A 13,101-nucleotide genomic window follows, 5' to 3' on the forward strand; every position below is an offset into this window, starting at 1 on the left:
TCTATTTATCCGGGGCTATATCACTTTTATCCGAGGTGATAGCGCAAGACTGATAAGAACGAATAGCAGGGTTACTTATAGCTTACAATAATTAAGTCGGCACAATAAAAGCAAACTGTGTAAATAAAAGCAAACAAGGTTTAAACGCTTTTTCTCCTTGTCCTCTGCCGCTACTCCCTGCCTTATCCCAACGATAATTATTTACGCCGACCTTACCTTACATCATATTAGTACCACTACTAAGTGCAGCCAAAAAAGGTTTAGGTACAGGGATTACTTTAGATAAATCAGCAAATTCAATCCCGGAATTGTACGCGAAAGTGTCCACAAAACTAGGGTGATGTAAATTGAACCCAAACTCCATTGATACCAAGCAAGTGCAGAGATGATACCCGGTAAATGTTCGTCTCGCAGGCGAATGTCGTTAAATCCTAATTTAATTAGGTTGTTGAGACTAAAATCATAATAGTTGAGCCAGTTCCAACGCCGATCGCACAACAAGGGCATATATCGTTCCCGAAATGTCTCATTCCTTGGTATCACTGGCAAACGTCCAATCAATAATCGTAACTGGCGAAATGTGCCGTCTTCTGTGAAGTAAGAAACGTCCATTAAGTCATGATAACGACCTTGTTGGTAAAGTCGGATTAATAAAGCCATTGGGACGGGGACAAGAATTATAAAAAGACACCCCAATGTCAGCCAAGGTTGTTCGGCATTGCGAAAAATCGCCAGTAAGCTAAAGAATTCTAAAACGCTAAAACTGACTAATATCGAAATGGTTTCGTAAGATGTGGGAATAATTGGTACGGGATGCAGCCGACGATAGCGATCCACTAACCAAAATAGTAAGCCGAAATAAGCGATCGCTAATCCTCCCACGCCAAAGACTAACCAAAAATTTGTCCCATAGCCACTCAACAACAGTAATACACTCAACGCCAACCAACTCCAAGCTTGCAGTAACCACCCACTGATAGAAAGGGTTTCGCCAACAATTAGGCGATCGCTCAGTTGGGTATATTTTTCTAAATCGATGTCTGCTATGGTGAGTAACTCACTACTGTTGCGAAAGGATTTTAGCAGACGACGCTGGGCGATCGCTTGGGCTTGAGTTGCAGAAAAACCCAGGTTAATTAAACTTACAACAGAAGCACTATTAATATTTGTAGCCGTCAAACGATGGCCAAACTCTATTAATCGCAGTCGTTGTTTTGTATATTCCAGTTCATTAGCATCGGCAACTTGCTGTTGCTGACGGAAATTTTGCCCCAAGTTCCGCAAGACGTTTTGATTACCTTGCAATGTTTTGATGCAGAACATCTGACCAATTTGACCAGGATTACCTAAAATTTTCGCTTGGTTGGAGTTAAAAGTTAAACCAGATACGCTTAAACAAGCTTCTTTAAAAAACCTCACGTCACTAAAATCTGCTTGGTTAAGAATATTCGCACCTTGCAAATTTACTAATTGGTTAAACTCCGCTTCTCGGAAGCTTACAGCTTGTTCAAAAGTCGCTTCTGTTAAAATGAGGAACTGATTAAAATCCGCTTTAGTGAACTGGGCTTGATTGGCAAAATATACTTGAGAAAAATCAGCATTCCCTTGCCATTGCACGCTACTGAATTTAGCCAACTGTTTAAAAATTGCTTGGTTGAAGTTGGCAGTATTCTCAAAAAAACTGCCTTGAAAATCAGCGAGTTCCCGAAATTTAATTTTTTTGAAATTAGCTTTTTCAAAAAAAATACTGCCCTGAAAATTGCTTGATTGCTGAAAGTTAGCACTGGTGAAACTAATGGGACGAGCAAATCTGGTTTCAGTCCAGTTTGCAGGTTGGAGAAAAGTTGCACCTTGGGCATCCACAGACTGAAGAAAAAATGTATTAGAGAATTTCACTTCGCCGTTGAAGCGAGTTTGCACCAGTGTTAAGACACCACGAAAGACGGCGATTTCAGTGGCTGGGGTTGATTCTGTTCCCAGAAGCGATCGACAATCTTTGGAGTTGGGTAAAGCGTAGGCGTAGCCCGTCGTAGACATCGCCAGTGACTCTAGACAAACGAAGCGCAAACGTTCTAGTTTTTCTTGTTCGGTAGCGGTGAAAATGGGGGCAATAGCTTTTGCATACAAGGGTGTTCTTAAACCCAAATCGCTGCCGACAAAATCCCCCAGAATCAAAGCATTGCTGAGGTCTAAACCTAGAGGTTTTGTACCGAGTTCTTTTTGCAGGAGTTGGTAAAAAGCATCACGAAAGCTGGCGTTTTCTGGGCGTAAATCAATCGCCATCTTCTGCAAATCTATCGTCAAATTTCCTTCGCGGAGTATGGGTGTGCGTAGTCGTTCTTGCAATAATTCTAGAGTTAGAGGTGTACGTTCTGGTTGTGTTTGTGCTGCCCAAGCAGGTAGGGGAAGGAAGAGGAGAAGTAAAACGCAAAGGAACGCAAAGGGAAGCACAGAGGTACGCACAAAGAGTTTTCTGGGTATCTTTGCGTTTAACCTCTGGATAAATCTGTTTTTAAAAGATAAATTATGCAAATTGTTCGATCATTCGTCGCTAATTAGCAAAACAATCTTACCCGTCACAGTACCGCTTTCAATCAGTTGGTGGGCTTTAGCTGCTTCTTTTAAGGGAAATTTGTGACTCACATGGATTTTTAATTTGCCTTCATCGAGCCAGGTGGCAGATTGTTCGAGAATTTCTGCATGATGGTGGAGACTATCTTGTAATCCTAGCAATGCTGGTGCCAACATGAATTCTAAACCAATGCGGAGGTTGCGAGTTCTAGCAGTTTTCCAAACAGTATTGGCATTTGGTTCGAGAATGGTAACAATATCGCCATAGACGCGCACTGCGGGAAAGGTTTTGTGAAAGGTTTCGCCGCCTACGGTATCAAAAGCCAAGTCTACACCTTCGCCGCCAGTCCAATCTAATACCGCTTGCACAAAGTCTGTTTGTTTGTAAAAAATTATTTGATCAGCACCAAGTTCTTTGACGAAATTAGCTTTTTCCTTAGAACTTACTGTAGTGGAAACAGTAGCACCTTTGAGTTTCGCTAATTGAATTGCTACATGACCGACACCACCAGCACCCGCATGAATCAAAACTCGTTCCCCAGGTTCTAATCGTCCGCGTTCATATAAAGCTTCCCAGGCGGTGATTAATACCAAAGGCGCTGCTGCTGCTTCGGCAAAGGAAATAGAGGCGGGTTTACGTGCCACAAATCGCTCATCTACAACGGTGTATTCAGCGTAATTTCCTTGGTGTGCACCCAAGCCACCATAGCAAAAATATACTTCATCACCTGCGCGAAAACGCTGAACACTAGCACCCACAGCTTCCACGATACCTGCACCATCACATCCTAAAATTGTCGATGTGTGATCGGGGTAGAAACTGCCTCGACTACGAAGTTTAGTGTCAATGGGGTTAATGCCAGCGGCCACCAAACGCACTAAAAGTTCAGTATTGTCTACAGGAACAGCAGGGTTTGGCACATCCTGTACTTGCAGAACTTCGGGACTGCCAGCTGCTGTCATCAAGACTGCTTTCACAACTCTTTCCTCCTAGCTTTAGATGCACATTCTTATGCAACTTTAGCGCAAGAGGGTAGATAGAGAGATATTTCTGAGCCAAAACTGCAATGTCTTCCATATTTTTAAATATGGGTTTTCTTGCGTCTCCTGCCTCCTGCCTCCTGAATTACAAAAGATGATTGTTTTTGTTCAACTTCTTTCGCTGCCAGTAATACACTTAGGGCATTAATTACATAAGTACTTTCCTCGGCAGCACCATTGACTTCTCCTAAAAAGCTCTGTGCTAGTTTAAATTCTTGGATGAGAGTTTCGCGATCGCCTAACCTAACAATGCTATATCTGGACGTAACTGAGCAGCACGATGCAGATAGACTGGGCGTAATGCATTCTGGGGTAGAGGAGTGTTTAAGTGGATTAACACCCGAATGCAGCGATCAAGGCTATTGGCAACCTGCATCTGTTGCACATCTAGCAAAGGAATTTGATCCCAACCAGGACGACGACGTGCCACCGCAGCCGGAAACATTGCATCCAAGTCTGGAGTTGCAGAAAAGGTAACACTGACGATTTCCTCAGAGTCTAAAACATTGTTTGTTTCTAAGATGTTTAATAACTCATCTACAGCCTCAGTAATTGCTTTTATAGAGTTGTAACTGACTGTCGTTGCGCCTCGAAGTCCCCGGACTCGCCATTCTCCCGATACCTTTGACACGCTGGAATGTTGATCTATGTGCGTTGAAAAAGTGAGCTGATCCATATTAATTTTAAGGTTGCGTATTTAAGTTTTTTCTGTACACAGCAATTGCCAACTGTAAATCTCAATTGTTGATAGTTTTATTTGGCAATCTCAGATTAGTTAAAGAGAATTACATAATCAAGAAATCAGCATTTGTAATAGTATTGACTTGTATCCCACTCAAGATCATCAAAGGCTCATTACTGCTGGTAATATTAATCAAAGTATCATTTACACTTCCACCAGTACCTTGGTAGATTGTTAAATCGGCAAATGTCAGACCACCTAAAAGCCCAATAGAATCTTCCCCATCAGTAAAGTCAACAATGGTATCAATCCCCGATCCAGATGTAAAGGAGAATGTGTCTTTGCCACTGCCACCAATCAGAGTATCCCAACCAAACCCACCTACAAGGGTGTCATTGCCAGCACCGCCCCGAAGTATGTCATCACCACTCAACCCCCACAGATAGTCATTGCCACCCTGACCATTAATAACATCATTAGATTTGTCAAAGCCACTAGTATTATTATTAAGATCGTTCAGGAATGTTACCGAGTTACGACTGTAAATACTACTCCTTTGTTCGTTGGCATTCAAGACATCAAAGCTGTCTTGAAACCCCGTCTGCCCGTTAAATAAAATGTTGCCAATATCCACCGATGCACCTGTGGCTTTGCGAAGGTTATCTAGGTTTTGTAAGGCAAAATTTTGCAAGACGACCCCAGTATTCTCAATTCCCTCAAAGGTTATGAGCAGGTCATCTTTATTCTGAGTTAAGAGCAGATTTCTAGCAGTCAGCCCATTACCCTCAAATTTTAGAGTATCAATTTCCGCAGATACGCCTGAAGGTGGACGAGATCCTGTTCCTACACCACCGAAGTCAGTAATCGTGTCGATGCCATTACCGAGTTGAACTGTAAATAGGTCTATATTCCCGCCACCAGTAAGCAGGTCGTTTCCCTTTCCACCAATAATGTTTTCACTGCTTTTCCCACCTGTAAGAATGTTATCACTATCATCTCCAACTAAAAGAACACCGTCTTTTCCTTTGGGTCGAGCGTCATTGTCTACAATTGTCAGAGTAGCCGTATTCTGCAATAGCCCAATAATTGCACCGCCTGTAGCATCGCTCAAGGTAAGTTTGATAGTCTTATTAGCTTCGATTGAATTATCATCAACGATCGGAATGTTTACAACTTTAACTCTCTCTCCGTCAGCAAAGTTAACTTTTATCTGCTGAGAACCGTTATAATCTTCGAGATATTTAGCAGTACCATCTTTCAAAGTGATAGTAGCGCCAACTGCCCCTGTATCATCTAATGGGCGGATCAAAGTTACTGCTGCTATGGGAGAACCATCTTCATTGACGCTGTATTCAGTGCCAGCAAAAATTATTGAGTCTAGAGGTACTGATGCATTGTCCTTAAAGGCTTGCACGATTTTATCAAGTCCTTCATCTGTAAATAGCGGAAAAGCCGCAGATATGTCTGTTCCTGGACGACTTGTATCCTCAATCAATTTGTCAAGTCCGGAGGGGATACCTTGGATAATCATTCTCGCTGGCTTATCTTCAATATTGCGATAGGCGTGGGTTTGTCCTTTAGGCACATTCACAAAAGTTCCAGGAGTTGCAGTAATAACTCGATTGTTCAACTGAAACTTTACAGTCCCTTCGACAATGTAAAATCCTTCGTTTTGTTGAAGGTGGATATGTGGTGTAGTCCCGACATTTGATGGAACGTAAGCATCAAATAGATCGTATTGACCACCAGTATCTTCGCCAGTTGAGATAAATTTAACCAAGTCTCCAACCACCCACAATGACTTACTCGATTTGTTGGCTGGTATCTGTTGAAAATTATTATATTCTGTCATTGTTGTTCTCCTTTCGAGCTGATATTGATGGCGATTTAGTTTTGGATTGATGTTAGAAGTGCAGACATAGGCTCTATTACTTTAATATTTTCTTGTTTAGTCAAGTTTTAAGCATCTATGTCTGTATCTGCGAAGAAATGTGGATTGATTAATTTGAAACTTGACTTACGAGATTCAAGTTTGGCAGAGAAGAGTTACAGATGATACTTATTTATCGCATTTTTATTTGACATTTATGCAAAAAGTCTGAGAAAACACTTTAAAATCCAATACGCTTGGGTTAAGGGTTATTGGTATAGATAATTAATCTTGAAAGACGCGATAAATCGCGTCTCTACATCAGGATTTTATTGCTCATTCTGAACTGTATTGCATTAAAATCTGGATTGCAGTAATTGCGATCGCAATTAAGTTTCACCCTACATTTTTAGAGTTACGATCGCCTATAAAAACTTCAAAAGGTGTAGATTCCACTCTTTTTGTTTTTATTCAAACAAGTTCGGATGGGGATTATTCGTATCAAACTGATGCTAAGAAATTACCTCGTTGCTGCTAGCCCATTTTGGTTTGCCCAACGTCTAATAGAATCTCTCAAGGACGGAACGTCAGCGAATAAACGACGTTGTAAAGTAGTATCAGCTACATATTTACCTGAAGAAACATATTCCATAGCCTTATCAGTACCCCGGAACATAGGATTAATAACTGCCATAAACTTAAACAAGATTGTTTTGACCAAAGGTGGAATTGTTTGCAATTGCACTTTCTGTCCAGTTATTTCTGAGAGCAAATTAGCAATCTCTCTAAGATTAGTTGGCTGTTCAGTGCCCAAATCGATGCGATGTCCTACAGCTTCAGGTGTCTCAATTGCTAAGACAAGATACCGGGCCACATCATCCGAGTGAATCGTCGATGCTGGCGCGTCTGCATTAGCCATAGCTCGAAATTTACCATTTTTGATATCTTTGAGGCTAAAGCCTAATAGTGTATCAACGAAGCCACCTGGTCGTAAAGATACAAAAGGAACTCCAGATTTCTCAATATAATCCTCAGTCACAGATTTCTGATAAAAGTGAGGTACAGATTTTGCCTTTTCTGCTGTCAAAATACTTGTAAAAACGAACAATTTAATTTGCATTTGCTTGGCTGCATCAACCAGATTGCGGTTTCCCTTGTCGTCAGTGTTTTCTAAAGAGTCTCCTTTTTTTCTATGTGAGTAACCGTTAGCCGTTGTAATTACAACATCAATGTCACGCATTGCAGGCAAAAGTGTCTCATACTCGGTTATGTCGCCCCGAACTATTTTTACACCTTGAGCCTGCAAGTGAGAAGCTTCAGTTCCAGGGCGAACCAAAGCATGGACTCTATGACCTTTTTGCAGCAGTTCTTTAACCACTTTGCCGCCAAGTAAACCAGTTGCACCAATTACGAGAACCTTACGCTGAAGCATTATCTCAACTCCTTAACTATAAACATTTTCTTTGACTTTCCAGACTTCATTAAAGTTCTATTTTTTTGTCTAGTTTTCCGTATTAAATTTGTAGCAATATAAGCACTAAAGCCCAAAATACCCAATGTAGAAGTTGGTTCTGGGACAGTGATAGAAGAAACTGGTAAACCAGGATAGGTAGCAGTGAATTTTCTCAGACTACTTTCCTCAGATTCCCCACCTCTATTACGAACTTCTTGACTTAATCCTTTGATATAGTTTGTCCAACCCATTTCAGGAGGTCCCCCGAAATCACCACCAATATCTCCAAATACATTAGTCAACTGTGTGACAGAGTTAGTATAAAATGTCAGCGTACCATCTGGGTTTTCTTTAAACCCAAATTTTCTTGAGCCATTAACTGGATGTTTACCCGTTACGCCACTGGTAATAGTTGATAAGGTAAAATGATCGTCGGTCAAATCTGTAAGCATCACAGAAACATCATCTTCGTAATTAGGAATACCCAGTTTTGCAAAAAGGCGTAATTTTATATCATAAATATCGCCTATCTTTGGGGGTGTGGAGGTGTTCCTGGGAATTAGTTTATTGAGCGTATCATCACCGTTAGAGAGATAATCATCAAAAGGTTGATAATTTATTGCCTTATTTGGATCTTTAGCTATTTCTAAGAGAAAATCTGTAGGCGTTAGCCCTTGGGGCATTTTGTCAACCAAAACAGAAATTTCGTCATAAAAAACTTTTTTATTTCTAGTAAGTAACTGTAAGTTGCCGTTATCTGCTTGAAGAGCTGCTTTAACTGTGGGATTTTGAGACCAAGGTTCTGTAAATAATTCCAGATGGGTTTTCAGTGGATCGTAAGGCTCTGATTGCAAACTGAATTCACTAGCAAGAGCCGGACTACTAAAAGAAATCACAGGAGTAGTTAAGCCCAAGGTAAATAAAAGTGGTATAAACCCTAATAATTTGTGCCTATAACGCAGTTTCATAATTGATTACTTCAAAGAATTTTAAGTTACAAAATACTAGAAAACTGGCATAGCAATGAAGAAATAATTTTCCAAAGAAAATATTTTTTTGCTACTGAAAATATATGTAGTTGCTGAAGTCAGTTTTCCAGGTTTTATTTTCAAATCTCAATGTTGGGAATTTTCAAGAACCTATCGTAGAGAACGACTAACTTGGAATTTATTGAGAGGTTTTAAACGTGAACGAAATAGCTATCACTCAGATTTAAACCTGTGACTCCTTGGACAGTAGCAATCAATTCCAAAGGCTGATTTGCTCTTTGTAAGAATATATCTGTGGATGCTACACCTGAAGGAGAACTAGAACCTGTAGCTAAAACATAATTAGCATCCGTTACACTTTGCAATTGGATGAAATCTTCACTGGGTTTGAAGTCAGTAATGATCGCAGCATCATAAACATCAGAACTGCCACCATCATAAAATACATGACCATTATTCCCTAAAATAAATGTATCTCTGCCTTGATTGCCGGTGAGCGTATCAACCTCACCACGACCAAACCCAAATAATGGATCAAATGGGTCAACACCAACAATCACATCATCTCCAGCTTCACCAGAGAGCAAATCGTTCCCAGATGCACCAACTAGTAAGTCTGCTCCTGCTCCACCGACGATAATATCATTGCCAGTACCACCATAGAGATTGTCTTTGCCATCGGCACCATTGAGGAAGTCATCACCATCTCCACCATTGATAATGTCATTCCCGACATCACCATCAAGTATGTCGTTACCTTCTTGACCTAATATCCGGTCATTGCCGGTACCACCTAAAACTCTATCCTTGCCTAAACCACTATAAATAGTATCGTTACCATCTCCGCCATTGAGGTCATCATCACCATCATCACCATTGATTTGGTCATTGCCGATTTCTCCGAAAATGCGGTCATTGCCATCACCACCTAAAATAACATCGTCTCCGACTCCCCCAAAAAGGTCATCAGTTCCAGAACCACCATCCAGGAAGTCATTGCCCTCGTCACCTAATAATTGGTCAAGACCATCGCCACCCGAAATAATGTCATTCCCAAAGCCTGCTGCGATGATGTCATCGCCAGTTCCACCTGAGACAACATCATCTCCAGAAGTAGAAACAATCAAATCATTTCCTGGCCCAGCATAGATAGAATCGTTGCCGTCGCGGCTGTCGATCAAATCGTTGCCGTCTAAACCATAAATGTCATCGTCACCCGTAGTGCCACCGATAACATCATTACCATTTGTGCCAACAATTAACCCTGCATCGGCGGAAACATAAACGAAGTAACTATCGTTCAAATTCAGATTTTTCACGCTTTGCACGCTAGCAATCAGTTCTAGCGGCTGATTTGGCCGACTGATGAGTATGTCTGTGGTATATTCATTTCCCGCAGTCGAGTTAGGCCCAGGAGTCACTACATAAGTGCTACCATCTGTCAACTTTTTCAGTTGAATGAAATCCTCATCAGGGTTGAAGTCAACAATTAAACCAGCGTCAGAAACGTCAGAGCCACCTTTATTGTCATAGTAGGATTCAGCAACATCCCCAAGTACAAAAGTATCATGCCCTGAACCGCCGACCATCTCATCTCTTTCAATACCGTCCAGCCCAGGTATGCGGATAAATGGATTGCTGCCAATAATTACATCATCTCCAGAACCACCATTTACATAGTCGTTACCGACCGAACCAACAACTATGTCGTTACCTTCTCCACCAAAAACTCGATCGTCGTCAAAACCACCCAAGACGCGATCATTCCCTAAACCACCATCTATATAGTCCTCTCCAGCGACACCAGAAATGTCGTCATCACCTTCCCCGCCAAAGACTCGGTCGTTGCCATCATCACCCAAAATTTTGTCATTCCCAAGACCGCCCAAGATGAAATCGTTGCCAGTACCACCTGAAATGTCGTCAATCCCGTCTTTACCGTTGATAAAATCGTTGCCATCTTCACCAAGTATCAGGTCATTGCCATTAGCACCCGTAAGTTCGTCATTCCCGGCACCACCTAAAATTAATTGGTTGCCTCCTGTGGCCGCAACAGTATCATTTCCAGGCCCCGCAATCACTAGCTTATTTCCAGTCCCACTAACGATGAAGTCATCACCTTCACGTCCCGAAATGAGATCGTCGCCCGCCAAACCAAAAATTTGATCGTTGCCTGCACTACCAACAAGTATATTGTCTTCAGATGTGCCAAAGAGTTGACCAGGTGCAGTTAAGGTTTTAGGGAAGTAGGAATTAGTAGAAGTTTGAGCTTGTTTTTGTTTCTGATCTTGGGACATTTTTGTTCTCCTGATTATGATGGTAAATTATGTAGGCAAATATTTTTAGTCTTCCACCAATAGAAATTGTGGAATTGTTGGTTCATTCACAGGAGTTTCTTAGAGAAACTCCTGTGGGGGAGTTTTGAGATTAATTGCTATACAGTAGTCAGGATGTTGCTAGCTGACTTATTCAGATTGACTGCGGAAGCAGGGAGGGTTCCCAGTTTGACTTCACCCCAGCGCATGACGATGGCAGCAGCAGTAGATGCCGAACCTATAGTATAAACAAGCACTAAATCGTTTTCTCGAATTTTCTTTAATTGAGCGCCGTAGTACAGATTAGCAATGGGGAGGACAGGCCCAATGTTTGCATAATAAGGGTAGAGATTGATTGTGCGGTCTGGATCAATACCTAGTGAGCGGGCACACAGATTAGCATACCAGGCAGTTGGTGTATTGAAAGCAAAGAACTTAATATCATCGAGACTAACACCAGCAGATGCGATCGCACCTTCACAGCAAGTGCGGACAAGATGAACAGATGTGCCACCTAATTGCTTACTGGCGCTTTCACCAGTCTGTATCCGCATCCTTGGCTTGCCATTCGAGTCAGTAACCAGTTCATTAAAGAAAGCACCACAAGTTGCTTGAGTGTGAACAATTTTCGTACCTAAGACTCCTTGGTTTGGTTTTAAGGCACTAACTAAAAAGGCACCAGCACCATCGGCCATAAACCATGAAAGGGTATCATCTTCGTCAACAAAGTGCGAATAGATGCACGAAATCACTACTAGGACATTGCGGTACTCTCCGGTTTGCACTAACGCCGAGGCGTTCTGCATTGCCACTAAAGCACTCGAACAAGTTGACTCTAGATTCCAGGCGGGGCAGTTCAGTCCTAATTTACGGGCGAGATAGGAAGCATTACCAGGAGCGATTTGCTCAGGAAACAGAGTAGTTACAATCATCAGATCGACTTCGTCTGTAGAAAGTTCTGCCGCTTCCAGGGCACTTATAGCTGCCCCGTACTCTAAGGTTAACGATGTTTCACCTGGAGCCAGCACCCGCCGCTCAACAGTGCCTCGGAAGGGATCAGACAAATAAGGTATTACAGCTTCAGACCAGAGAAGGTCTTGCTCTTTTTGTTTAACGGCAGGTTCAGCAGGTTTAAACAGCTTCGCGAGGGTTCTGCCCTCTGCCTCAGTTACCAATTCCGGGTAATTCTGTTGCCAATAATCATTGGTACGCACAATGCTAGGGAAGTTAAGGGCAACAGAACGAATACCTACTGGTTGATATGTCATGATATTACTCCTTAAAATTAAGAAAATTAAGATTCTTTTGCAACTTGTGAAATCAAACTTTGAATCCGAGTGCCAATTGGGGCAGGTCTGGTTGGATCAATTACTACATCAATAACAAAGGGGACATTTGAAATCAGCCCTTTTTCTAAAGCGGCTTCGACATCGGCTTCTTGCTCTACCCGGATGCCATCGGCTCCCATCCCACGAGCAATCATGACGAAATCTGTACTGGGTATCTCTGCATCTACACCGTTAAATCCCAACAAGGTCATCCCATGGTCGCACATGTTGTAATGGCCATCATTGAGTACAATCCAGACGGCAGGAATTTTGTATTTTACAGCAGTGCTAATTTCGCTGTTCATTAGCATAGCTCCGTCCCCAAGAATAGCAACAGCTTTACTATTGCGTGCCAGTGCAGCACCGACAACACCAGTAGCAGCATGACCCATTGAGCCAAAACTGGTACTGACTCGATATCGTCTAGAGGTGTTAAACCGTAGCCAGTGGGTTCCCCAAGCAAAGGAGTTACCCGCCTCGGTAATTACTATTGCATCACTATTTTCGACAATTACACGTTGAATCTTATCCATCAGTATTTCTGGTCTAATTAAACCATCATTCTGAGAATCAATCGCATCAAATTTGGGTCGGGGCAGTGATGAGACTGGTAATCGATCAGAACGCTTGGGAAAATGCTTCAATAATGCTTTAATAAATTCTCCTACATCAGATTGGATAGGTACTGTCTCAACAGATGGATAGGCAACTCCAGGTACTTCTGGATCAATATCAATATGTATAAAACCCCGTGAGGGGAATGGCACTAAGAAAAACCGAAACACTTGTGGGTTAAGCAGTTTGCAATTGCTTGCGTAATTCGTGGCGGGGTTTGGTCATTAAGGGGTAAGC

9 protein-coding genes are annotated in these 13,101 nt (G+C 41.9%); all 9 read right to left on the minus strand.

The features are described 5' to 3' along the window. Positions 1 to 273: 273 nt before the first annotated feature. Positions 274 to 2,532: a pentapeptide repeat-containing protein gene (locus tag V7K89_RS10095; RefSeq protein WP_335186721.1), complete on the minus strand. Its 2,259-nt coding sequence runs from the start codon at positions 2,530 to 2,532 to the stop codon at positions 274 to 276. Positions 2,533 to 2,541: 9 nt separating this feature from the next. Beyond that, complete coding sequence (locus tag V7K89_RS10100; RefSeq protein WP_335186723.1) at positions 2,542 to 3,549, minus strand: zinc-dependent alcohol dehydrogenase family protein; 1,008 nt, start codon at positions 3,547 to 3,549, stop codon at positions 2,542 to 2,544. Positions 3,550 to 3,850: 301 nt separating this feature from the next. Next, positions 3,851 to 4,288, minus strand: a complete 438-nt coding sequence (aroH, locus tag V7K89_RS10105) for a chorismate mutase (protein ID WP_335186725.1) — start codon at positions 4,286 to 4,288, stop codon at positions 3,851 to 3,853. A gap of 109 nt (positions 4,289 to 4,397) precedes the next feature. Further along, the gene (locus V7K89_RS10110; protein WP_335186727.1) at positions 4,398 to 6,146 is read right to left on the minus strand and encodes a cupin domain-containing protein; all 1,749 of its coding nucleotides are present in this window, start codon (positions 6,144 to 6,146) and stop codon (positions 4,398 to 4,400) included. A 538-nt stretch (positions 6,147 to 6,684) separates the two neighbouring features. Next, positions 6,685 to 7,596 (minus strand): SDR family oxidoreductase, encoded by a 912-nt coding sequence (locus tag V7K89_RS10115; protein WP_335186729.1) that lies wholly within the window; start codon positions 7,594 to 7,596, stop codon positions 6,685 to 6,687. Next, a complete protein-coding gene (locus V7K89_RS10120) occupies positions 7,596 to 8,585 on the minus strand; it encodes a hypothetical protein (RefSeq protein WP_335186731.1) in 990 nt (329 codons plus the stop codon). Before V7K89_RS10120 ends, V7K89_RS10115 begins: the two co-directional genes overlap by 1 nt. A gap of 212 nt (positions 8,586 to 8,797) precedes the next feature. After that, positions 8,798 to 10,903: a calcium-binding protein gene (locus V7K89_RS10125; RefSeq protein ID WP_335186733.1), complete on the minus strand. Its 2,106-nt coding sequence runs from the start codon at positions 10,901 to 10,903 to the stop codon at positions 8,798 to 8,800. A gap of 137 nt (positions 10,904 to 11,040) precedes the next feature. Beyond that, positions 11,041 to 12,189 carry a 3-oxoacyl-ACP synthase III family protein gene (locus V7K89_RS10130; RefSeq protein WP_335186735.1) on the minus strand — a complete coding sequence of 383 codons (1,149 nt, stop codon included), beginning with the start codon at positions 12,187 to 12,189 and terminating at the stop codon, positions 11,041 to 11,043. Positions 12,190 to 12,215: 26 nt separating this feature from the next. Next, positions 12,216 to 13,034 carry a thiamine pyrophosphate-dependent enzyme gene (locus tag V7K89_RS10135; RefSeq protein WP_335186737.1) on the minus strand — a complete coding sequence of 273 codons (819 nt, stop codon included), beginning with the start codon at positions 13,032 to 13,034 and terminating at the stop codon, positions 12,216 to 12,218. Between the last annotated feature and the right edge of the window lie 67 nt (positions 13,035 to 13,101).

Source organism: Nostoc sp., assembly GCF_036917515.1.
In the GTDB taxonomy this organism is placed as follows: Bacteria; Cyanobacteriota; Cyanobacteriia; order Cyanobacteriales; family Nostocaceae; genus Nostoc.

Bases quoted from the DNA above. Each gene is read 5' to 3' on its own strand.
- aroH (WP_335186725.1), bottom strand. From the start codon at position 4,288: ATGGATCAGCTCACTTTTTCAACGCACATAGATCAACATTCCAGCGTG.
- V7K89_RS10110 (WP_335186727.1), bottom strand. From the start codon at position 6,146: ATGACAGAATATAATAATTTTCAACAGATACCAGCCAACAAATCGAGT.
- V7K89_RS10115 (WP_335186729.1), bottom strand. From the start codon at position 7,596: ATGCTTCAGCGTAAGGTTCTCGTAATTGGTGCAACTGGTTTACTTGGC.
- V7K89_RS10120 (WP_335186731.1), bottom strand. From the start codon at position 8,585: ATGAAACTGCGTTATAGGCACAAATTATTAGGGTTTATACCACTTTTA.
- V7K89_RS10125 (WP_335186733.1), bottom strand. From the start codon at position 10,903: ATGTCCCAAGATCAGAAACAAAAACAAGCTCAAACTTCTACTAATTCC.
- V7K89_RS10130 (WP_335186735.1), bottom strand. From the start codon at position 12,189: ATGACATATCAACCAGTAGGTATTCGTTCTGTTGCCCTTAACTTCCCT.